The following is a 23,671-nucleotide window of genomic DNA, read 5'->3' as shown; positions in this document are numbered from 1 at the left end:
GATGGAAGAAAATAACGTTGCGGTCTACCTGTTCACGGGTTTCCTTGAATCAGGCAAGACACAGTTCATTCAGAAGACCGTCTGCGGCAACGAGTCCTTCAACAACGGTCAGCGCACAGTGCTGATAGTCTGCGAAGAAGGCATCGAGGAGTACGACGAGGAGGAGCTTGCAAAGGCAAACACCGTCGTCCGCGTCATCGAGGATAAGGAAGACCTCACTCCCGAGACCCTTGAACGCTTCTATACCGAGACCAACGCCGAGCGCGTCATCATCGAGTACAACGGGATGTGGCTGATAAACGACCTGTTTGAGGCTCTGCCCGAGGACTGGATGATCTATCAGATACTCAATTTCACCGACGCGACCACTTTCCTGAGCTACAATCAGAATATGCGCAGTCTCGTCGTGGACAAGCTGAATATGTGCGAGCTCAACGTCTTCAACCGCGTTGACAAAGCCACAATGGACAAGATGGAGTTCCACAAGATCGTCCGCGGAGTCAGCAGACGCACTCAGATAGCTTACGAATATACCGACGGCACAGGCGAGTACGACGACATCGAAGACCCGCTGCCTTTCGACGTGACCGCCGATCATATCGTCGTTGACGACCGCGATTTCGCCCTCTGGTACCGCGACATCGGCGAAGAACCGAAGAAGTACGACGGCAAGACCATCAGCTTCAAGGCGGCGGCAATGGGCAACCCAAAGTTCCCGAAGGGTGTCATCGCGCTGGGCAGGCAGATAATGACCTGCTGCGTCGAGGACATCCAGTTCTGCTGGTACGTCACCCTGCACGACCAGCCCCTGCCCGACAAGCCCCAGTGGTTCAACGCCACCGTCAAGGCCGCCTACAAATGGCACAAAATGTACCGCGGCAAAGGCCCTGTCCTCACCGTGGTAAGCCTCGACCCCTGCGACCCGCCCGAACAACAGGTCGCGACCTTCTATTAAATAAAACGAAGCCGCTCATCTTTGCGATGAACGGCTTTTTTACTCTGGGGGAAACCTTTCTGAAGAAAGGTTCTCCCCTTGCCGTGCGTAGCTACGGCGAGGGTCTCACACAATAAATACGCACTATATTAAAGCACTCACTTCCCCACAGCCTTAAAAGCGGCGGCTGCACTGTTGAAGTCGGCGGCGTCTACGACGTCGGCTGTCACGCGGAGGCTGAAGCCTTCGCCGAGGAGTTCCATGTTGTTGACGCTGATGTAGCATTCTTCCATGTCGCCTTCGGCATTCATGGTGTAGCCGTCAAACTCGGTGTTGGCGTACTGCCAGTCCACGGGGAGCACTATGTAATCGTAGAGCGAGCAGACATCGCCCTCGGAGTACTTCTGAGTGCAGATAACGGTGCGTTTGAAGGGTTCGGTCTCGTCGCTGAGGATGACCAGATCATCCGAGTCGAAACCTGTGGAGACACCGCCGCTCTCTTTCAGCTGGGCGAGGTCGTCCGTGGAGTAGGGGCGGTTGTGGGAGATAGCGTCCTCGCTCATGGAGCGGCAAAAGGCGTCAAGCGCGAGCTCGCCCTTGGCAGTCAGCTGATTGTAGTCGTTGTACGTCCAGTAGATGCCCTCCTGAAACGCCCTGTAGCTCGCCATTTCGGGGTCTGCCATCGCTTCGAGCTCTGCCCTTTCGCTGAGCTTGTCCTGCAATTTCTGATCTATCGGCGTGCCGTCGCTGTCGAGAAGCTCGATGTTGAACCGAACATACCCCTCGCCCTGAGTGATCTTCACGCCGCGTTCGCAGGTGACGGTCGAGCCTGCACTGAGCGAGCCCGTCGCACCGTCGGCGGCATCCACATACTCCGCCTTGACGTGGACCTTATCAGCCGAAGCCGCCGCCGCGTTATTCTTTTCAAGATAGTGTCTCGCGCCGAAAGCCGCCGCAGAAAGCACCACGAACCCGAACGTCAGGCAGGTCCGCAGTTTTCCTGTTGTAAATGCCTTCTTCTTTTCTACGCTGCCCATTTTCGGACTCACCTCATTCATTCAAATTACATTATATATGATACCAAATATTGCATCAAATGTCAATGAAAATTTGGTGAAAATCGCGAAGAAGAACATTTCAGACTCTTTTAAGCCTTTTTTAAGACCTGATTTAAGTGTTTTTTAAGACCTTGCTGATATAATTAAGTCATAGAGAAAAACACCACCGACAGGAGGAAAACAAAAATGCGTGAGACGATACTCAAGACCGAAAACCTCACAAAGAGCTACGGAAAATTTACGGCTCTCGACAACGCCGATATTAATGTATACCGCGGTGACATCTGCGGACTGATCGGCCGAAACGGCGCGGGCAAGACCACCTTCATGAAGATAGTCACGGGGCTTACCGACCAGACCTCGGGCAGCTTTCAGCTGTTCGGCAACAGCGGCAGCACCAAGTTCGACAAGCGCCGCATCGGATGTCTTATAGAAAACCCTGCTTTCTTCGGAAGCATGACCGCGTTCCAGAACCTGAAATACTACTGCCTGCAAAAGGGCATTGCCGATATGAGCAAGATAGACGAAGTGCTTGCCCTCGTGAACCTCACCGACGCGCGGAACAAGAAGTTCAAGACCTTCTCCCTCGGTATGAAACAGCGACTCGGCATAGCCTTCGCGATGCTCGACGACCCCGACATCGTGATACTCGACGAGCCGATAAACGGCCTCGACCCCATCGGCATCAGCGAGCTGCGCGACACTTTCAAAATGCTCAACCGTGAGCGCGGCATAACTTTCATTATTTCAAGCCACATCCTCACCGAGCTGTACGCCGTTTCCGACCGCTTCATCTTCATCGACGGCGGACGAATACTCAAAGACATGACCCGACAGGAGCTTGACGTTGAGTGCAGCCGATGCACCGTCGTAAAATGCGATGACGTGAAGCACGCTTCCACCATCATCGATGGCATGGGCATCACCGAGTACAAGATAATCGACAAGAACGAGATACGCATCTATCAGGAAAACGTCAGCGTCAAGGAGCTGAACAAGCAGCTCATCAAGAGCGGCGTGGACGTTGACGGCATCAACGAATCGGGAGTTTCGCTGGAGGACTACTTCAAGCAGCTGGTCGGCAGCGGAAAGGACTAAGGAGGACACTATGACAAACATGATAAAAGCAGAGCTTTACCGCCTGACAAAGACAAAAGGCTTCTACCTGTTCTGGTCGGTGGCGCTCGTTACCTACCTCATCACGATCGTCTACAAGGAGGAAGGCGGGCTGTCGCTCGGCGCTCCGCTGATCTCGGACAAGTCCATAAAAATGGATATTAGAATGGTCCAGCGCAACTTCACATACTTCTATCTGTTCATTATTCCGCCATTTTCGCTGATCTGCTCAGAATTCACCGACAAGACCTACAAGAACACCATCACCTCGGCTGTCAGCCGCAGGGACTACTACATCGAAAAATCGGCGTTCTGCATCGGCTACTCGCTGGTCGGCTTCGTTCTTCTCAACCTGCTTTTCTACGCCGCCAACGCCCTCATCAACGGCTCGGAGTACTCATCTTCCTTCGGCGACTATTTCAAGGCGGTCATGACTCAGCTGCCGCTGATGAACGCGATAAGCTGTCTGTTCATCATGCTGGCTTTCCTGCTGAAAAAGGGCGCGGCATTCAACTCCGTGACCATCATCACCCCGATACTTTACACAACGGTCGCACTGACCATGTACGGCATCGGCACCACCAAGAAGATCGCAGAATCAATGCTTAAATACGAGATCAGCACGGTCATCCTCAATCTCCCCGTCTGCACCGCCGACCACTACCGCATGAAGTGCTACATCTTCTGCGCAGGTCTCTCGGCAGCCAGCCTGCTGATCGGATACCTGGTCTTCAGCAAAAAAGAACTCGACTAATGACCTTTCGGGGCGGAGCAACTCTCCGCCCTGTAGGTGTTTTTTGACTTACCGAAAGGACGTGTCCAAATGACAGCACTGGCAATAATCAGCACCATCGCAGCAGCCGTTCTGCTTGTACTTTGCATATTCCAGCGAAATGAGATGCGAAGTATCGGCAGGCAGCTGCGGCAGATCAAGACCGCCGACACGAATTCCCTCGTGCATAACGAAAACGGCACCTCTGGGACGCTCGTCAACGAGGTGAACGCGCTGCTGACCGAAATGCGGCGGTCACGCGCCGAGTACAGCCGCAAAAATCACGAGCTCGAACAGATGGTGACCAACATCGCCCACGACCTGCGAACGCCGCTGACCTCCGCGATGGGGTACATCAACATGATCCGCACCTCGGATATGCCCGAGGACGAAAAAAAACGGGAGCTTGAGATCATCGAAAAGCGTCTTGACCGCCTTGAATCGCTGATTGACTCCTTCTTCGAGTTCTCTAAGATGATCTCGCGTGGGGAACCTCCTCAGCTTGAAGACCTGAACCCCTGCGCCGTCCTTGAAGAAGCGGTGGTTCATTACTTCGACGACTACACCGCTCGCGGACGGAGCATTTCTCTCGACACGCCGCCGAAACGGATGACGGTCAGCTCGAACCGCCGCCTTCTGCTGCGGATCTTCGACAATCTCATCGGAAACGCACTAAAACACGGCTGCGACGACCTCTTCATTAAGCTGACCGAGGAAAACGGTCTGACCATAACGTTCCGAAACGACGTTTACGAACAGATCGACACCGAGCGCGTCTTCGACGAGTTCTACACCACCGACATCTCCCGCACGAAAGGCAATTCGGGACTGGGACTTGCCATCGCGAAGCAGTTCACCGAGCTTCTCGGCGGCAGCATCACGGCGGACTGTTCGGACAAATCCTTCACGGTGACCATCCGCTTCTGAATCCGCATACAGATACAAAAAATGGCTGTACAGTTCAAGACCGTACAGCCATAAATTATTGCTTTTTCATGCCTTTGGATTAACCCTTAACAGCACCGAGCGATACACCGCCAACGATGTTCTTCGAGAGAAGCAGGTAGATAACTACAACAGGCAGGATAGCGAGTACCATGAACATATTCATGAGACCAGCGTCAGCGTCCATAGGATTGGATGCGATGTTTGCCTTGATTATCTGAAGGATAACCGGGATAGTCTTCTTGTTCTGATCGTCGAGAAGCATCTGAGGGAGGAACAGGTTGTTCCAGCTGCTTACGAATACGAAGATCGACTGAACTGCAAGCGCAGGCTTGAGGATCGGAAGAATGATCGTATTGAAAGTCTTATACTCGCCGCATCCGTCCATTCTTGCAGCCTCAACGATCTCGAGAGGGAGCGAGGAAGCCATATACTGGATCATGAAGAAGTATACAGCGGGAGCAGCGATTCCGGGGATGGTCAGCGGGATGAAGCTGTTGGTGAGCTTCATGTTAACGAGCTGTCTGTACAGACCGATAGCAGCTGCCTGAGTCGGAACCATCATGATGATGAGTATGAATGTGTGGATCGCCTTCTTGAGTCTGAAGTCGTATACGTGGATAGCGTATGCGGTCAAAGCCGAGAAGTAAACGGAAAGCAAGGTAGTGACCGCAGATACGAATACACTGTTGAAGAATGCTCTGCCGAAGTTACCGTAAGCAGAGAATGTCTTACCGAATACCTTGCCGATATTCTTGAAAAACAGGGTGCTTGGGAAAAATGTAATACCGGGCTGCACCTTACCGCGGGTCGCATTGATGAGAAGCAGATAGAAAGGAAGCAGTGACATTATCACGAGAAGGACAAGTACAACATATGCTACAGTTCTTCTGACCATCAGGCTTGTACGGCTGTCGGATTCGCCAGCAATACCTTCGATTCTTGCCATGTGAACTTACCTCCTTACTTTTTCTTCTTCTTGCCGTATCTGGTTCTGATGCTCTGGTCATCCATAACTTTAAGAGTGATAAAGCCGAGGATAGCAGAAACGATGAATACCATAACGGAAAGTGCGGAAACTCTGCCGACGGACGAATTCTTACCGAGCTGGATCTGCGATACGAGCGTCTGAAGAACGCCGGACGGGTTACCCGAAGTACCGCCGATGAGGTAAGGAACGTCGTACATCTGCAAACCACCGATCATGGAGGTTACGAGTACGTATGCAAGAATAGGCTTGATAAGAGGCATGGTGATCTGCCAGAACACCTGAGAGGGGTTCGCGCCGTCGATCTGTGCAGCCTCATAAAGCGAGGTATCGATACCCATCATAGCAGCCATAAGAAGTATGGTAGTATTACCGTACCACATCAGGAAGTTGATGAAACCAACAACACCTCTTGCGCCCCAGATCTTCGTGAGAAGAACAGGGTTGCCGAACAGTGTATCAAGAGCGCCGTCCTGAGTGAACAGCGAGTAGAACAGCAGCGAGAGAGCCGATGCCATGATAACGTTCGGAAGATAGATAACAGTCTTGAAGAATCCCTGAGCCTTGAGCTTGAGTCTGATATCAGTGAACCAGGAAGCAAGCAGCAGAGAAACGATGATCTGCGGAACGAAGCCTACGAGCCAGAGAATTACAGTATTCTTGAACGAAAGGCTGAACAGACCATCGGACTTGAGAACAGCAGAGTAGTTAGCAAAACCGCAGAAGCCGTTGTTGATAATGGTGCTGTCCCCTGCTCCGGGGTCTCTTATGCTTTTTACCGTACCCTGACCTACAACATAATCAAGGAAGCTGTAGCCAAAGGTCTGGATCAAAGGCAGGAACGAGAAAATAAAATAAACCACAAAAAACGGGATCAGAAATATGTAACCCCATTTAGCGTAGCTGATCGTCTTCTTTTTCATTTAATTATTCACCTACAATATTTAGTAAAGAAGAAGTAAAAAGAAGGGGACTGAGGTACTCCTCAGTCCCCCCGATTTTTACTGATATGATCAGATCACTTGGGATCGTCTATTAATCTACAGTAAGATCGCCGTACTTGGTCTTGATATCGGTCTTGAACTTAGCAAGAGCCTCATCATAGCTGGAGTTGCCGTTGAAGTAGTCCTTCATAGCGCCCTGGAAGGTCTCGTTGCAGCCCTGGTCATAAGCAGAAAGCTTGCCGCTCATGTTGATGTTCTCAGCTGCAGAGGAGAGGAGCGAGAGGTGATCCTGACCGCCGAGGAACGGGTTGGTGTAACCGCCGTCGATCAGCTTCTTGATAGCTTCCTTGTTGTTGGTGTAGTCCTGCTCGGTCTCAGTGATCTTAGCCATGATATCGGTGTCGCAGGTAAGCTTCAGCATGATATCTCTGGTGATAGCGATGTTATCGGAACCGTATGCACCGCAGATCCATGTGCCGCCCCAGAAGTAAGCCTGAGGACCTTCGCAAGCTCTCCACTTACCGTAACCGCCGTTACCTTCCTTGAGCTCGCCGCCCTCATCGGTGGACTTGTCAAGGGTGTTAGGCAGCAGGCAGAAAGGAATGCCCCATGTAGAATAGAAGTAACCGAATACGCCGCCGTCGATCTTCTGACCGGCAGTCCAGGTCTCATCCCAGAGGGAAGCCTTCTTGTTGTAGCCCTTGTCGGTGTAATCCTTGGTCTGCTTAACCCACTCGTCGATCTGAGGATCGATTACAACCTTACCATCCTGAACCCAAGGACCTGCAACGTTGTTGGAGAAGCATCTGTAAGTATCGTCAAAACCAGCTACCATTGCGATGCCTGCGTCTGCCATCTTCTGAGCGGTCTCAGCGAACTTGTCCCAGTCAGCAACTGCCTTCTGTACCTCAGCAGGATCGTCAGTACCGAGAACCTGCTTAGCGTACTCAGCGTTGTACATGAACAGACCCGGAGTAGCCTGCCAGGAAACACCCTTCAGAGTGCCGTTGCCATCAGTCATAGCTTCCTGAGTGTAGGCATACTGATTCTTCAGGTCGTCCTTAGTAACGCCAACCTCACCGATTACGTCGAGGCAAGCATCAGAAGTAACGTACTTCTGGCAGTAGTCAGCCTCTACGAGGAACAGGTCAACGTTGTCGTCGCCGCCGTCCTTGTTCTGCTTGCCGAGAGCCTCGTCCAGCTTGATCTGATAGTTGTTGTCGTCGTTAGGATTGATTACCCAGTTAACCTCTACGCCGTCCCAGAGAGCCTCGTCCTTGTTCGGCCAGTAGTAGGTCTCGAATCTGCTCTGGAACTCAGTGTTCCAGCAGTAGATGTTGTACTTCTTACCGGTGTTCTCTTCCTTGAGCTTCTCGGTATCTGCTGCGGATACGTCAGCGATGCTGTTCTTGCCGTCGGCGGACTTTGCAGCTCCGCCGTTGCTGGAATCCTTGTCTTCGCTTCCGCCGCAAGCGGTCATGAGCGAACCTGCTACGCAGAGTGCCATTGTGCCTGCCAGAAATCTCTTGAGCTGTGCCATAATAAATTTCCTCCTTAAAATTGCATTGCTTCTTATAATTTCAGAGCCGAATTGCTCTGTGAATGCCTTATTTGTTGATGACCTTGACGGATCCGCCTTCCTGGATCTCGCCCTCAACACTGATGACCTCAGTGAAAGTGGTCGTGGGGCTGTCGATCTGTGCGATCAGTTTTCTTGCCGCCTGTGCCCCGATGTCGGCGGTGTTCTGCTTATAAGATGTAAGCTTCGGCGAAAGAAACTCGCAGAATTCGATTCCGTCGTAGCCGACCACCGATACATCGTCGGGGATACTGAGTCCCAGATCCTTTATCGCGTTGTAGCCGCCTATCGCCGAGTAATCGTCGGGCATGAACACGCAGGTCGGTCTGTCGGGCTGCTGCATCAGTTTACGGGTGACCTCGTAAGTGAGCTGCGGACTGTGGTATTCTGCGCAGACGAGCTTGCTCTGGTCTATTTCAAGTCCCAGCGACATACAAGCCTTGCAGAAGCCCCCGAGTCGTTTCTCCATAACTGCCGAGCGTTTGCCCTGCACGAAACCGAGCTTTGTGTGACCCAGGCTGTGAACGTATCTCACCAGTTCCTCCATGCCCGACTCGTTGTTTGAAACAACTGCCGAACGGCACTCGAAGATATGGTCGATAGTCACAACGGGAAGCTCCCCGTTTATCAATTCGTAAACATCGGGATCCGAGAAATCGGTACAGATTATCACTATGCCGTCCACATTTCTGTAGCGGCAGTGTTCATATGTAGACATCTTTCTTCCGCCGATATTCTTATTGATAAAGGTGATATCGTATCCCGAAAGTTCAGCCTCGGTCTTGAACGAGTTCAGCACCTTTGCGAAGAACTCATGTGTCAGGCCCCTGCCTGCCTCATCCGAGAACATAACGCCCAGATTGTAGGTGCGGTTCGTTTTCAGCGCCCTTGCCTGTGAGTTCGGGAAATAGCCCATTTCCTTTGCTGTTTTAATGATGCGTTCTTTGGTCTGCGAGCTGACGTCCTTATGGTCGTTCAGCGCTTTACTGACCGTAGCTATCGATACTCCGCAGCGAACGGAAATGTCTTTCAGCGAAACCATCCTGGCACCACCCCCTCACGATTATAGGCAAACGTTTACATAAAACGTTTTCGCCTTAACATATATCCTTATTCGTTTTACGGGTCGAAGTGTCTGCCTCTTTGTGGTACCCTTTCGTTTCCGTTAATCAAATTGTACAATATATTTTCGTGGATTTCAAGTGTTTTTGCAAATTTTCTTCCGCGGTGTAATAAAATATGTATGTATGCACTAATTTCACGTCTGCTATTTGTGCAGTTTTACCATAGTTATTTACGGTTTGATATTCTTTTGTAACAACTTGGAGGGCTGAATTCCGATTTTTACACTTTGTCTCACAAATTTCCCGTCAGGAGCCCGACAAGGTTTTCGATAAGTGCGAATTTGTCCATTATTTTTCGTTATTCTCCATTTTACTATGTAAAATAAGCACAAAAGTATATGAATTTTTTAAACACTTTGCTTATTTCAATCGTTTTCGCACCGTTTTGTAATTTTCGGGTATTTTCTGTGTAAACAAATCCGTTTTTTTGGACTTTTGCTGTTTTCACTTGTAATATTAGTGTATTATTTACGCTGTCCCCACGCAATTTAGGTCTGTTTTAAACATTTTGTTGTTTAAAATCACAACAGAGGGCAACATATTTCAAGTCAATATCGACAAAATATGGGGCAAACCAAAGTCAGCCCCATACAATATAGAGTATATTAACTTATTCGTTTTAGAAAGTCACAAAATTAGCAGGATTCGTGATATATCCGTTATACCTGAGTTCAAAATGCAGATGGGTTCCCGTCGAATAACCCGTCGAGCCCATCAGACCTATCTGCTGACCCCGCTCGACCTTGTCGCCGACCTTCACCAGACCCTGCGTAAGATGCCCGTAGAGGGTCAGGAAGCCGTTGCCGTGGTCTATGATTATAAAGTTGCCGTAGCCGCCTCCGCAGCCGCAGGAGCCGTCCTTTCCGTAGTTGTGGGTGCATGAATTGTTGGTACGCACCACCTCGCCCGCTTCGGACGCCGTTATCGGGAATCCGCTCTCGCCGGGGATGTCGAGACCCGTATGATAGCTGCCCCATCTCGCGCCGACGCCCGACGAGACATAGGTATGCCCTGCCACCGGCCACTTGAAGTCGTAGCGGCACTCGCTCTTCGGTATCTCGATGCCTGCCTGCTCCTTCGTCTTGATGGAGTTGTGCAGCTGCTCGAGCACGACGGTCACTTCCCTCTCGGTCACGAGGCGCTGCGCCTCGTCCACCTCGCTGATATACGTGCCCTTCAGCAGGTCGCTGAGGATACCCTCATAGGAGAACACCTCGTTCTCGAACTTACGTTCGTCGCTCTCCAGCTTTTCCATCTTGTCCTTGAGCATCGCCTTGGTCTCGGCGCTGGAATCGTACAGCTCGGCGAGCCGCTTGCGCTCCATCGACAGCGCGAGGATCTGGTCGTCGTACTTGCCCTCCTGCTTTTGCAGGTCGATGAGTTTGGCGTCATACTCCGCCTTCTTTGCCACCAGCGAGTCGAGAGCCTTCGCGTCGTAGTCGGTCACGCGTTTGAGCAGCTCCGAGCGCATCAGCATATCGAAGAAGTCACCCGACCCCAGCAGGACATCGCCATAGCTCATATCTCCGGCCAGGTACAGCGCCCTCAGCCTGAGCTTATACGCAGCTATCCCCTCGTCTATCTCCTCGGAGAGAGCCTGTGCGTTGCGCCTTTCGGCGGACAGCTTCATCTCCATCTCGGTCAGGTAGGAGTTGATGACCTCGGTCTTCTCGTTGAGGATGCTTATCTCCTCAAGCACCAGCATCTGCTTTTCCTGCTCGGACTTCATGCCGTCGTCGGCAGCCTTCATCTGTTCCTCAAGGATTGCCTGCCTGTCGCCTATCTCCGACAGCCTGCTCTCGTAGACATCCTCCTCGGCGGCGGTATCGTCTGTGCTCTCGGTGCTCTCTTCCTCAGCGTTTTCGGCATGAACAGGCAGCCTTTCGGCAGCGGACGAAAAAGCCGCAGCAGTAAGGCACAGCACAAGCACGGTCAGTATTCTTTTGATCGAGTTCAGTCTGTTCATAACCGAGCGCTCTCCTTAAATTAAAGAAGTTTTTACGCACAACAAGGGTCCGAACGATTTTTCGTTCGGACCCGTGTATGTACGGGTTTGATTTTATTTTAGCACGTACTGCGTGCGAAAACTGTCGTTATACGTAGTCCGACGGGTTAAGTGCCACGCCGTCCTTACGCACTTCAAAATGCAGATGCGGGCCTGTCGAGTAACCTGTCGAGCCGACAGTACCGAGCTTCTGACCCTGCTTTACATACTGACCCTGTGACACAATGATGCCCTCGGAATGGCCGTAGAGCGTCCACCATCCGCCGCCATGGTCGATGATGCAGTAGTTGCCGTAACCGCCGCCGCAGCCGCAGGAGCCGTTCTTGCCCCAGTCGTGAGTACAGGTGTTGGACACAAGGATGACCGTGCCCGAATCCGCAGCCACGATATTATGGCCTCTGATACCCTCCGACCAGATGTCGATACCCGCGTGGTAAGCGCCCCATCTCCAGCCTACGCCGTAAGAGATGTAGTAGTATCCGGGCACAGGCCATGTGAAGTTGGTCTTGCGAACGTAGCCGTAAGGCTCGTTGGGGTCATCATAATAGTTAGTCTGACCGCCGCCCGATTCGGAAGAAGAATCGTCGTAGCTGTCATCCTCCGAAGAATCCTCCTCGTAGTAGTAGCTTGAATCATCCTCACTGCTGCTGTCGGGCTCATACGACGTGCTGCTTGAGTCATCCTGACTGCTGCTGTCGTCGTAGGTCTGCGAGCTTGTATCATCGGCAGACTTTGAAGAGGTCGAGGTAGAAGTCGATGAAGTCGAACCGCCGCCCTTCGAGCTTGTGGTATCGCCCTTGGAGGACGAGCTGTCGTCGTCCTTCTTTTTCTTGTCTTCCTCTTCCTTTTTCTTCTTTTCCTCTTCTTCGAGCTTCTTGCGCTCCTCGAAGAGTTTCATGAGGTCTTCCTCAAACTTCGCGTGCTCGGCGTCTATCTGAGCCTTGTTCTTCTCATAATTCTCCTTATCGGACTTGAGCACGCCGATAGAGAGCTCGCTCTCGCGGTAGAGAGCTTCGAGCTTCTGCTTCTGGAGAGTCTGCTTGTTGCGTCTGTCCTGAAGAGTACCGAGCTCGTCCTCCAGCTTGCCCTTCTGGATGCTGAGTTCCTGCTCTTCTTCCTCGTACTGAGCCTTCAGCTCCATGAGGTTGTCGATAAGCTCGTTATCGTGATTAGCCACGCGCTTGATGAGCTCTATCTTCATGAGCATATCGTAGAAGTTGTCCGCACCCACGATGATACCCGTGTACGAATCGCTTCCCGCTATGTACATCACGCGCAGACGCTTTTTAAGGCCGTCCACGCCCTCGATTATTTCCTGTTTCTTCGACTCGACAGCCGCTTCCTTGCGTGCGATGTCCTGTTCGGTCTCGCGGATCGACTTTTCGAGTTCGCCTATCGACTCCGCCAGCTTATGCAGCGTAGCCTCGATAGTAAGTATCTGCTCGGAAACGAGCTTCTTGCGCTCTTCCTGAGCGGCGATATTGCCCTCAGTCTCCTTGAGCTTAGCGTCAAGTTCTGCCTGTTTCTTTTCGAGATCGGCAATGTCGTTCTCGGTGCTGGTTATCTCCTTGTCCTTAGCGTCAACATCAGAGCTGAGCGAGGACGACGAAGAATTCGCCATCGTTCTGATAGAAGCGGCGTCGGTAAATGCTGCTGCCGCGACAGATATCGCGAGCGCATAAGCCGCTATTCTTTTCAGCCTTGCTTTTGCTGCTGTTTTCATTTACAGCACGCCTCCTTTGCACACGAAGGGCATCTGCCCTCTGATCTGCACCCCGCCTGTCTTTTTGGCGATATTTATACTTTAAGGTGCTTGCTTGCGCTTATGGAAGTACCCAGTGCGCCGATGACCGCTCCAGCGATGATGTAGGAAGCAGTTACCTTCACGAACATCTTTGCGAACGGGTAGAGGTTATCGATACCGAGTATCGACCAGAGGCTCATATCGTTCTTGAAGATGTTGTACACACCCTCGTAGGCAAACTTTGTCAGCAGCAGTGCCGCGCCCGCAGCGAAGATGCCGACTACCATGCCCTCGATAAAGAAAGGTATGCGGATAAAGGTGTTGGTAGCACCAACGTACTTCATAATATTGATCTCCTTGCGTCTTGCAAAAACGCTTGCTCTTGTGGTGTTCGAGATGATGATGAGACATACCACGATAAGCGCTGCGATGACGCAGGTCATGATTATCATGAGGATATTCTTGATGGATACGAGAACGTCAGCGAACTGTGTCGGGCTCTTTACCGAGTCAACATCGTCAAGGAGCTCGATCTGCACCGAAGTGTCAGCCATCAGGCTGATATCCTTTACGGTAACGCGGAAAGTATCGGGCAGAGGGTTGTCGTCAGCATAGCGGAAAAGGTCCTGCTGTTCGTCGCTCATATCCTTCTTCATGTTCTTCCACGCCTCGTCCTTGGAGTAGAACTCGACGGTAGCGACGTTGGACAGTGCCTCGATCTCCTTCTGCAAAGCCTTCTGTCTGTCCTCGCCTATATCGTCCTTGATGGTAACAGCCGCCTCCGACTGATCCTCGATACCGCTGATGATGCGGTTAAGGTTAATGGTGACAAGCACGGACATACCCACCATCAGAAGCGAAACAAGTATGATGCAGAACGAAGCGAACGACATCATCCTGTTTCTCCATATGCTTTTCATACCCTGTCCGACAAGGTATCTTGCACTACTTGCCTTCATTTCGGTTAGTACCTCCTATGACCTCGTCAAAGGCGATGACGCCCTTGTTGATATTGATGATCCTTCCGCCGAAATAGCGCACAAGATCATGCTCATGAGTTACCATGAGCACAGTAGTGCCGCATTCATTGATAGACCTGAGCAGATCGACGATCTCGTAAGAGAGTGCGGGGTCGATATTACCCGTAGGCTCGTCCGCGATGATGAGCTTCGGGTCGTTGACGAGCGCTCTTGCGAGGGCGACTCTCTGCTGCTCACCGCCCGAAAGCTCGGTCGGGTAGCTCTTTGCTTTATCTTCAAGTCCCACAAGGCTGATAACGTAAGGGACGCGGCTGCGGATATACTTCGCAGGCGCATCGATAACTCTGAGCACGAATGCCACGTTCTCATACACCGTCATGGTCGGTATCAGTCTGAAATCCTGGAACACAACGCCGATAGTGCGGCGGAGTGCGGGAACTTTGCCGCGGCGGAGCTTGGACAGGTTGAAGCCGTTGACCATCACCGTGCCCTCAGTCGCGTCTATCTCCTTGAGTATCAGCTTGATGAGTGTGGATTTACCTGCACCCGACGAACCGACAACAAAAGCAAAATCGCCGTCCTTGATCTTCAGATTGACCTTGTTCAGAGCGTCAACGCCGCTCGAATAGGTAACGGATACATCCTTGAATTCTACCAAAGTTGATTCACCTCTTATGTTTTCTCACCAATTTTTTACACAAATTCTTCCTGTTTATCTATAATATTTCAACTATATTTCACATTTTGTCAAAACGTCATAAATGGCTGTCCGAGTCCAAGGCGATTGTCTGAAAAAACAGCCTTTGAGCGCGGTCAGCCATTTAATAAACGTGATAGTTGTCTGTTGTATATCAGAACTTTGCAGGGTTAGCTGCGAGGTACTTTCTTACCATAAGAGCGATCTTGAAGATGATAGCGTGGTCGAACTCTCTGAGGTCGAGGCCTGTCAGCTTCTTGATCTTTTCAAGTCTGTACACGAGGGTATTTCTGTGTACGAACAGTTTTCTCGAAGTCTCGGAAACGTTCAGGTTGTTCTCGAAGAACTTCTGGATAGTGAACAGAGTTTCGTGGTCGAGACTCTCGATGCTTCCCTTCTTGAAGACTTCCTTGAGGAAGGTCTCGCAGAGGGTAGTCGGCAGATGATAGATAAGTCTTGCGATACCGAGGTTATCGTAGGAAACGATGACCTTATCGGTGTCGAACACCTTTCCGACCTCAAGCGCGGTCTGAGCTTCCTTGAAGGAGCGGGACAGATTTCTCACGCTCTCGACAACGGTACCGATGCCGACATTGACCTTAGTATAGAACTCACCGCTGAGAGTATCTGCGATGCTGCGTGCGAGCTTTTCAAGGTCGCGCGAATCGATGCCGGGAGTTACCTCCTTGACGAGTACGATATCGCTCTCAGTGATATTGAACACAAAGTCCTTGTTCTTATCGGGGAACAGGTTCTGGATGACCTCGTAAGCGGAAACATCGTTCGAGTGAACGATCCTGATGAGCAGCACGACTCTCGAAACATCGGAGTTGAAGTGCAGCTCTCTTGCCTTTACGTGGATGTCACCGGGAAGGACATTATCGAGTACAACGTTCTTGATGAAGTTGTTCCTGTCATACTTTTCATCGTAGTACTGCTTGATGGAAGCGAGCGAGATCGCGAGGATGCTCGCATACTTGGCAGCCACTTCGTCACTGCCCTCAACGAATACTGCGTAATCGGGCTTCATATGCGCTCCGAACGGCTTATAGGTGTAACCGTCCCTGACGAAGATGTCATGCGAATCGCTGAGATCAAGCGATACGAACTCATTTGTCGTGCCGACCTGTGCAAGCTCGGAGCAAGCTATGATGGTAGCAGTCTCATCGATAACACCGATAGTGCAGTCGATGGTCTCTCTCATCTGATGTATCACGTTCTGAAATAATCTGTTTGACATAAACTATCTCCTCTTTTCATCATTTTTACAGTAAGACCGTTGAAAATACGAACAAATCGGTCAAGTACAAATGTATAATACTATTATACCAAAATATTTCCTCAATTTCAAGTGGTCTGTAGTAAAAATGTCAAAAAAGTTTTTCAGAATGCCGATCACCTTGTTCCGAACGGCTCTTATATATTACAGATTGTAACATATTTCTCCCGTTCATGTGTGAACAATTCGTTAAAACTTGAAATTTTCATGCAATTTTCAGAAAATGCGCACCGGCTGTGATGAATTTTTGGTAAAAAAGAGTTACGAATGGGTTACTTTTAAATTTTTTGTTAATATTGCCGATTTTGTAAAAAATAAGCAGTCCCCTCACGGAGACTGCTCAAAGTCAGATATTACTTTCTCTTCTTCTTGGTAACAACGATAGCCGCACCGAAGAGTACAGCCGCGATGCTTGTCAGACCTGCGCCTGCACCTGTGGAAGGCGAATTGTCGGAAGATGCGGTAGTTGCAGCTGCGGTAGATGTGGCAGTGGTCGTTGCAGTAGAAGTAGTCGAAGCAGTGCTGCTCGAAGAGGAGCTGCTCGAAGAACTGCTGCTGGAGCTGTCAGCCGAGCTGGTCGAGTCGGTCTGCGAGGTGCTGTCGTCAGCGGGCAGACGGGTGATCTCGATCATTACAGCGTAAGTCTCGTAGTTGTTCTGATCCTTGTAAACTGCTCTTGCCTTAGTAGGCTCGCCTACGGGGAGATCGACCTTCTTGGACCAGCTCCAGCCCTCGGGGAGCTCGATGTCCTTGTTGGTAGCCTTCTCGTAAGGAACAGTCATCTTGTCCTCGGGCATATTGTCGGGGTGGTCAGCCTTAGCTACCTTGACAGTAGTCTTTGCAGCGCCTGCCGCGAAGGTCGTGCCGTCATCCTCGATGAACTGCGAGGGAGTGAATGCGTAGATGGTAGCAGTACCTGCGCCGACGATAGTAACGTTGCCGTCCTTATCAACGGTAGCGACCTTCTCGTTGGAGGAGGAGTACTTCATGCCTGCGATAGCAGCGTCGCGCATATCGGTGTAGCTCTCGGTGTAATCCGCCTTGTTCTCGGAGCCTGTATCCTTCTCGATCTTGACTTCGGTACCTAGGCTGAAAGGCTCATCCTTGTACGTAGCGGAGAATTCTTCCTTGCCGAAGCTCAGTCTGTAAAGGAATTTCTTGCCGTCGGCGGTAGTGGTGTCCGACTCGCCGAATACCTTGAGGAAGCTTGCGAGCCCGGGGTATTCAAGCTGACGGGTACGTCTGTTGTATACCTGATTTGCAGACTTCTGGTTCTCGTTGTAGGTGATATCCCAGAGCATCGGGCACATATCTCTGTTGCGGGAAGCAGCGCATACAGCTTCCATGTATTCGAGAGCGCAGCCCTCGTCCTTTTCAGCCATCTCAGCGCCGTTGCAGCACTCGCCGATGATTACGGGAACGCCCTTGGATACATATGTATCATACATCATATCCATGTACTTGGAGAGCTCCATGTAGTCGGCAGGCGTGCCCCAGCTCTTGCCCGTGTTGAGAGCGAAGTTGTTCGGAGTGTAGTAGTGTACAGAAAGTGCCAGATGATTTGCGGGATCCTCGGGCATCGCGAACATCTCGTCGCAGGTCAGGGTGATGTCGGTACAGTAGCCCGAGATCAGCAGGTGACGCTGGGAGTTGAATCCGCCCGAAGCTCTTACCACGTCAACGAAAGCCTGATTGAGGTCAAGAGTGTACTGATAGGAAAGCTCCTTGCCGCCCTCGACTACTTCCTTGCCTGTCCAGTAGTTGTACAGGGTCTCTCTCCAGGCGCCGAACTCCTCGTTCTGAGCCTCGAAGATAAGGTGCTCGTCGTAGTAGCTGAAGTTATCGGCAAGCTGAGTCCAGATGCTCTTGTACTTTTTCATAACGCCTTCGGGATCGGAAGGATAATTCTCGATCCAGCCGCCGTCCCAGTGCTCGTTGAGAACAACATAGAGGTCAGCATCGATAGCCCAGTCAACGACCTGCTTTACTCTTGCGAGGTAATCTGCGTTGATGGTGTAGGTGCCGTCGTCCTTCATCATATTCGACCAGGCCACAGGAATACGCAGGCTCTTGAATCCCGCATCTCTGTAGCCCTGGATGATCTCCTGAGTGATCTCAACGCTGCCCCATGCAGTCTCGTAAGCCTTGGGGGTAGTGCCTGTGATCCAGTCGCCGCAAGCCTCGAAAGTATTGCCGAGGTTGATACCGATACCCATGCGGTTAACGATCTCCTGCGAGCTGTAGTCATCAAAAATATAAGGGTCGTCAACGCTGATCGCCGACGCGCCGATGCTCGTCATCAGCGACGAAGCAACTGCCGCAGAAGCAAGCACCGCGGTAGCCTTCTTTATGAATGCCATAAATATCTCTCCTTTTGAAATAATGTCCTTAATAAGTCGATAATGAGGCTGTATCCTCAACAGGGCATAGCTATCCCCTGCACTGCTATTATATCATAGATTTTTCATAATGTCAACACCAAATATCCCATTTTGGCGTTTTTTACATAATGTACAGACCTTTTTGTATAAATATACTACTTTGATATAGCTATTCACCTATAGACTTATAACTATATAACTATTTGCTTTTTTCGACGATATATGGTATTATTAAGATATATTTACGGAGTATAGATTTATTGAAGGTCATATACTATTTATAATGGAGGACAATATCATGAAATCACACAAGATAATTGCAGGTCTCAGCGCAGCTGCCCTTGCGGCAAGCTGTCTCACTTTCACGGCTTTCGCTGAGGAAACGGCAGAGTACAACAGCTTCGAGCCCAATGCCGAGAATGTAAAGATCCTCGGCAGAGCAAAGTATATCAACGACGACTACCTGTGGTTCGGTCAGACCTGTGCCGGCATCGAGTTCAAGTTCAACGGCTCTTATGCAATGATACACATCTCGTCTGACGGAAACGGCATGAGCGACTCTTCACCCACAAGATACCGCATATTCCTTGACGGCGAGCTCCAGAGTTATGATCTTGTCGGAAACAAGACCTTCACACACGGCATCTACACTGATGACGGTGAGCACACCTTCAGACTGGAAAAGGTCTCCGAGAACGAGAACGGCACAATGCGCATCACTGAGATCACAACTGACGCCGAGAGCATCGCTCCCACCGCCGACCAGTCTCACAAGATCGAGTTCGTCGGCGATTCCATCACCTGCGGCTACGGCGTTGACGGTGAATACGGCAAGGACACCTTCTCCACCAAGAACGAGGACGGCTCCAAGACCTACGCTTACAAGGCTGCCAGCATTTTAAACAGCGATTACAGCTTCCTGTCCTTCAGCGGCTGCGGCGTTTACTCGGGCTACCCCGACGGCGGCAAGCGCAACACCACCCTCACCATGGAGCAGTACTACGACAAGCTCGGTATGAGCTGGTACTCCGACTACCAGTGGGATCACCAGATGAAGGACGAGGAGTGGGACTTCGAGCAGTACACTCCCGAGCTCGTTGTTGTCAACCTCGGCACTAACGACAACTCCTACTACTCCCTCGCCAAGGACGTTGAGAACAAGGATGAGATCAAAGACAATTTCGTTGAGTCCTATGTCAGCCTGCTGAAAAAGATCCGTTCCTGCAACCCCGATGCAGAGATCCTCTGCACCTACGGCATCATGGGCGACAACTTCAAGGATCTCGTACAAAAGGCTGCCGATAACTACACCACTGAGACAGGCGACGACAAGATCAACGTCTTCATCTTCCCTGTTCAGGACGAGGCTGCCGACGGCGTTGCAGTTGACTGGCACCCCTCCGACCTGACCCACAGCAAGGACGCTATCCTGCTCGCACAGAAGATAAACGAGCTTTACGGCTGGGAGCTCGACGAGAGCAAGTATCCCGACATCGACCCCAAGGAGCCCGATGACAGCTCTTCCGACACCGATTCCGAGAGCTCTTCGGATACTGACAGTTCGTCTGTTGCTGACAGTTCTTCCGTTGCAGACAGCAGCTCGCAGGCAGATTCTTCGAGCAGCTCTTCCTCAAGCTCGACCGCTTCGAGCAGCACCGCTTCGACCACTTCCACCACATCGAAGTCTGTGGCCACGACCACTACCGCAAGCACTGCCGACAATTCCCCTGCAACAGGTGCGGGCGGAGCTGTTGCAGCTGTAAGCCTTATCGCTCTTGCAGCAGTCGTTGTTTCCAAGAAGTCGAGAAAGTAAGCGATAAAAAGATAATATGAAACCAAAGCAGTCTGCATCAATTTGCAGGCTGCTTTTCTTTTGCATATAAATTTTTCATATTCTATTGATTTACAACAATATTTATGCTATAATAATATGGTATGATATATCATAAAACAGGAGATGACTGCTCAAAATGAAGCCGCTCAACTTTCTGACCGTCCTTTTCGGAAAAGCGATGGTCAAGGCACTGAAGCTCGCAGGGCGCGACGCGGGCAATTTCCCGGGTCTTGTGCTGTGGACGCTGAATAAGAACTACCTGAAGGTCTTTTCCTGCGACTGCCCGATAATCGCGGTCACGGGAACTAACGGCAAGACCTCTACCACCAACTTCCTGAACAATATGTTCAGGTCTCTTCCCGGCAAAAACGGCAAGAAAGCAAAGATAATCACCAATATGCAGGGCAACAACCTCGATACGGGTATCGGTTCGATGCTGCTCCAGTACTGCGATATGAACGGTCATATCGACGCGGATTATCTCGTGCTCGAAGTGGATGAGTCCCATGTGCCCGTCATTTTCAAGCACCTGAAACTTGAGACCCTCGTGGTGCTCAACTTCTTCCGCGACCAGCTCGACCGAAACGGCGAGGTGGAGACCCTCATCCTCAAGATACAGAAGTTCTTAAAGACCTACAACGGCAATCTCGTACTCAACGCCGACGACCCGAACGTTGCCCGTCTCGGCTACGCCAACCCGAAGAACAAGGACAACGTCTACTTCTACAACGTCGAGAAGTACGAGGGCGCGACTTCTGAGCTGTACGAAGCAGGCGAGGGACGCTTCTGCCCCAAGTGCGGCGAGGAGCTTGCCTACGACTACTACCAGTACTCCCACATCGGACGTTTCCGCTGCCCCAAGTGCGGCTACGGCAATATCACACCGTTCGTGCAGCTGCGTGACATCGACTTCGAGAACAACAGCTTCACCTTCGACGGCGAGCGCTACACCACAAAACACATGGGCATCTACCACCTCTACAACCTGTCGGCGGTATACGCGGTGTCCAAGCTGTACAACATCGATCACAAGGTCGTGAAGAAGGTGTTCGGCAAGTTCGAGGTCAACAACGGCAGACTTGAAAAGTTCAACACCGCAAACGCGAATATGCTGCTGAATCTGGCGAAGAACCCCGTCGGCGCGAACATGACCCTCCGCCTGCTCAATCAGGACAAGGGCGAGAAGGAACTGCTGTTCGTGCTCAACGACAACATCGCAGACGGCACCGACGTTTCGTGGATCTGGGACATCAACTTCTCGATATTCAACGGCGTCACCCGCGTCGTCACCAGCGGAACACGTGCTTACGACATCGCCATCCGCATCAAGTGCTCGGGCTACGACCCCGAAAAGATAACCGTACAGCCCGACCTCGACAAGGCGGCGGCGGAGATATTCAAGAACGGCGGCACAAAGTACGGCATCGCAAACTACACCGCCATCCAGCCGACCCGTGCGGCTCTCAAACGCTATATCGAAAGGAACGGGGGTGCAAAGTCATGAGAAAACTGAAACTCCTGCATATGTACCCGAACGTGCTCGACCTCTACGGCGACAGCGGCAACGTCGAGGTGCTGAAATACCGCTGCAAAATGCGCGGCATCGAGCTGGAAGTGTTCCAGCACCTGATGAACAAGCCCGACAGCGTGGATTTCTCCGATATGGATATAATCTATCTGGGCGGCGGCGCCGATTACGAACAGCAGCTCCTCGCGGAAGACCTCATGGGCTGCAAGGACCGCATCTTCAAGGCTTACGAGAACAAGGTGTTCCTGCTGATGATATGCGGCGGCTATCAGCTGCTCGGCAAGTTCTACAAGGACTCCAACGGCGAGAAGATACCCGGGCTTGGGCTCTTCTCCTACCACACCGAGGCATCCACCAACAAGCGTGACCGCTGCATCGGCAATATCATCGTCGAAACCGAACTGACGGGCAAGAAGTACAAGGTCATCGGCTTCGAGAATCACGGCGGTCAGACCACCGACGTCAGGACGCCTTTCGGAAAGACCCTCTGCGGCAACGGCAACGTCCGCGGCGGCGAGACCGAGGGCTACTGCGAGGAGCGTGTCATCGCGACCTATCTGCACGGTCCACTGCTCTCGAAAAATCCCGAGCTTGCGGACTATATCATCGCAAAGGCGCTGGAGCGTCAGGGTGCGGACACCACTCTCACACCGATAAACGACACCCTTGAAGCCGCCTGCCGCAAGGAACTCTTCGCAAGACTTTTACAGAACAAGAAATAACCGAAAATAACTATATTACAGGGGGAGAAGATCATGCTTGAACAGCTTAAACAGGAAGTATTTGAAGCGAATATCGAACTTATGAGACGTAAGGTCGTCATCTATACATGGGGCAACGTCAGCGGCATCGACCGCGAAAAAGGACTCATGGTCATCAAGCCCTCGGGCATCGACTACGACAGGATGAGCGCGAGGGATATGGTCGTCATCGACATCAGGACGGGCGAGAAGGTAGACGGCAAATGGCGTCCCTCGTCGGACACGGCGACGCATATCGAGCTTTACCGAAAGTATCCGCAGATAGGCGGCATCACCCACACCCACTCGGTCAACGCGGTGGCATTCGCTCAGGCAGGGCGCGACATTCCCGCACTGGGCACTACCCACGCCGACTACTTCTACGGGCCTATCCCCTGCACCCGCTCGCTGACGAAGGAAGAAGTCGAAAAGGGCTACGAGAAGAACACGGGCAAGGTCATCATCGAGACCCTTGAAGAGCGCGGTATCGAGCCGCTGGCTGTGCCCGGTATCGTTGTGCGCAACCACGGTCCGTTCACATGGGGCAGAGACGCTGCCGCTTCGGTCTACCATGCAGTCGTAATGGACACCGTCGCTGAAATGACGATGAAGACCCTTCTGCTGAACCCTTCCGCCGAGATGCCCCAGTACATACTCGACAAGCACTACTACCGCAAGCACGGCAAAAACGCCTACTACGGTCAGAAATAACTCCACAAACAGCAAGGGGCTGTTGCACCCCAAAAAGAAAGAAAAAGAGCTTAGCGAACCCCGAAAGGTATAGCTAAGCTCTTCGTTTTGTGGTATAATTTAATTGCGAAAAAAATAACCCACGAAAGGATTGTACCATAAAAATGAGAAATTGTCAAGTACGTCTTAACATGAATTATGAGATCTACATCGAAGAAAGCTCACCGGTCAGAGTACTGGGCAATGTGATAGACGAGATCTATTCCAAAGAAGATTACACGATACAGAGCAAGTGGAACGGCGCTGTGCCCGAGGATATCATGATGAAAATAC

Annotated in this window: 19 protein-coding genes; 8 read left to right on the top strand and 11 right to left on the bottom strand. The window is 51.4% G+C overall.

Going from position 1 to position 23,671, the window contains the following annotated elements:
• Position 1: 1 nt before the first annotated feature.
• Positions 2-955 (top strand): TIGR03943 family putative permease subunit, encoded by a 954-nt coding sequence (locus tag BT142_RS14250; protein WP_072418859.1) that lies wholly within the window; start codon positions 2-4, stop codon positions 953-955.
• Between the two features lie 137 nt (positions 956-1,092).
• Here BT142_RS14250 and BT142_RS14245 read toward each other — a convergent pair whose 3' ends face one another.
• Positions 1,093-1,971: a hypothetical protein gene (locus BT142_RS14245; protein WP_072418858.1), complete on the bottom strand. Its 879-nt coding sequence runs from the start codon at positions 1,969-1,971 to the stop codon at positions 1,093-1,095.
• A gap of 207 nt (positions 1,972-2,178) precedes the next feature.
• Here BT142_RS14245 and BT142_RS14240 point away from each other — a divergent pair, with 207 nt between their 5' ends.
• The 3 genes from BT142_RS14240 (at position 2,179) to BT142_RS14230 (ending at position 4,807) form a co-directional block, all read left to right on the top strand.
• Positions 2,179-3,090 (top strand): ATP-binding cassette domain-containing protein, encoded by a 912-nt coding sequence (locus BT142_RS14240; RefSeq protein WP_072418857.1) that lies wholly within the window; start codon positions 2,179-2,181, stop codon positions 3,088-3,090.
• Between the two features lie 10 nt (positions 3,091-3,100).
• Positions 3,101-3,862 (top strand): ABC transporter permease, encoded by a 762-nt coding sequence (locus BT142_RS14235; protein ID WP_072418856.1) that lies wholly within the window; start codon positions 3,101-3,103, stop codon positions 3,860-3,862.
• Positions 3,863-3,931: 69 nt separating this feature from the next.
• Positions 3,932-4,807 carry a sensor histidine kinase gene (locus BT142_RS14230; RefSeq protein WP_072418855.1) on the top strand — a complete coding sequence of 292 codons (876 nt, stop codon included), beginning with the start codon at positions 3,932-3,934 and terminating at the stop codon, positions 4,805-4,807.
• Positions 4,808-4,886: 79 nt separating this feature from the next.
• On the opposite strand, the gene BT142_RS14225 is transcribed toward BT142_RS14230, so the two are convergent.
• From BT142_RS14225 to BT142_RS14180, 10 genes are all read right to left on the bottom strand, one after another.
• On the bottom strand, positions 4,887-5,774 hold the full coding sequence (locus BT142_RS14225) for a carbohydrate ABC transporter permease (RefSeq protein ID WP_072418854.1): 888 nt from the start codon (positions 5,772-5,774) through the stop codon (positions 4,887-4,889).
• A 14-nt stretch (positions 5,775-5,788) separates the two neighbouring features.
• Positions 5,789-6,736 (bottom strand): carbohydrate ABC transporter permease, encoded by a 948-nt coding sequence (locus tag BT142_RS14220; RefSeq protein ID WP_072418853.1) that lies wholly within the window; start codon positions 6,734-6,736, stop codon positions 5,789-5,791.
• 112 nt (positions 6,737-6,848) lie between these two features.
• The gene (locus BT142_RS14215) at positions 6,849-8,297 is read right to left on the bottom strand and encodes a hypothetical protein (protein WP_072418852.1); all 1,449 of its coding nucleotides are present in this window, start codon (positions 8,295-8,297) and stop codon (positions 6,849-6,851) included.
• 67 nt (positions 8,298-8,364) lie between these two features.
• Complete coding sequence (locus tag BT142_RS14210) at positions 8,365-9,378, bottom strand: LacI family DNA-binding transcriptional regulator (protein WP_072418851.1); 1,014 nt, start codon at positions 9,376-9,378, stop codon at positions 8,365-8,367.
• Positions 9,379-10,079: 701 nt separating this feature from the next.
• The gene (locus BT142_RS19900; RefSeq protein WP_072418850.1) at positions 10,080-11,426 is read right to left on the bottom strand and encodes a murein hydrolase activator EnvC family protein; all 1,347 of its coding nucleotides are present in this window, start codon (positions 11,424-11,426) and stop codon (positions 10,080-10,082) included.
• Between the two features lie 127 nt (positions 11,427-11,553).
• Complete coding sequence (locus tag BT142_RS19895) at positions 11,554-13,188, bottom strand: murein hydrolase activator EnvC family protein (protein WP_072418849.1); 1,635 nt, start codon at positions 13,186-13,188, stop codon at positions 11,554-11,556.
• Positions 13,189-13,262: 74 nt separating this feature from the next.
• Positions 13,263-14,168, bottom strand: coding sequence for a permease-like cell division protein FtsX (gene ftsX / locus BT142_RS14195; RefSeq protein ID WP_072418848.1), 906 nt, complete (start codon positions 14,166-14,168; stop codon positions 13,263-13,265).
• Positions 14,155-14,847, bottom strand: a complete 693-nt coding sequence (ftsE, locus tag BT142_RS14190) for a cell division ATP-binding protein FtsE (RefSeq protein WP_072418847.1) — start codon at positions 14,845-14,847, stop codon at positions 14,155-14,157. The genes ftsX and ftsE overlap by 14 nt, the downstream gene beginning before the upstream one ends.
• 193 nt (positions 14,848-15,040) lie before the next feature.
• On the bottom strand, positions 15,041-16,126 hold the full coding sequence (locus tag BT142_RS14185) for a PucR family transcriptional regulator (RefSeq protein WP_072418846.1): 1,086 nt from the start codon (positions 16,124-16,126) through the stop codon (positions 15,041-15,043).
• A 392-nt stretch (positions 16,127-16,518) separates the two neighbouring features.
• The gene (locus BT142_RS14180; RefSeq protein ID WP_072418845.1) at positions 16,519-18,525 is read right to left on the bottom strand and encodes a cellulase family glycosylhydrolase; all 2,007 of its coding nucleotides are present in this window, start codon (positions 18,523-18,525) and stop codon (positions 16,519-16,521) included.
• Between the two features lie 319 nt (positions 18,526-18,844).
• On the opposite strand from BT142_RS14180, the gene BT142_RS14175 reads away from it, so the two are divergent.
• From BT142_RS14175 to BT142_RS14160, 4 genes are all read left to right on the top strand, one after another.
• Positions 18,845-20,359 carry an SGNH/GDSL hydrolase family protein gene (locus tag BT142_RS14175; RefSeq protein WP_175444964.1) on the top strand — a complete coding sequence of 505 codons (1,515 nt, stop codon included), beginning with the start codon at positions 18,845-18,847 and terminating at the stop codon, positions 20,357-20,359.
• Between the two features lie 157 nt (positions 20,360-20,516).
• Positions 20,517-21,884: a Mur ligase family protein gene (locus BT142_RS14170; protein WP_072418843.1), complete on the top strand. Its 1,368-nt coding sequence runs from the start codon at positions 20,517-20,519 to the stop codon at positions 21,882-21,884.
• On the top strand, positions 21,881-22,630 hold the full coding sequence (locus BT142_RS14165; protein ID WP_072418842.1) for a type 1 glutamine amidotransferase: 750 nt from the start codon (positions 21,881-21,883) through the stop codon (positions 22,628-22,630). The genes BT142_RS14170 and BT142_RS14165 overlap by 4 nt, the downstream gene beginning before the upstream one ends.
• Before the next feature lie 33 nt (positions 22,631-22,663).
• The gene (locus BT142_RS14160; RefSeq protein ID WP_072418841.1) at positions 22,664-23,359 is read left to right on the top strand and encodes an L-ribulose-5-phosphate 4-epimerase; all 696 of its coding nucleotides are present in this window, start codon (positions 22,664-22,666) and stop codon (positions 23,357-23,359) included.
• Positions 23,360-23,671: the final 312 nt, after the last annotated feature.

This window comes from Ruminococcus sp. YE71 (assembly GCF_900119155.1).
Lineage (GTDB): Bacteria > Bacillota > Clostridia > Oscillospirales > Ruminococcaceae > YE71.
This window is presented reverse-complemented; position numbering and strand designations above follow the sequence as displayed.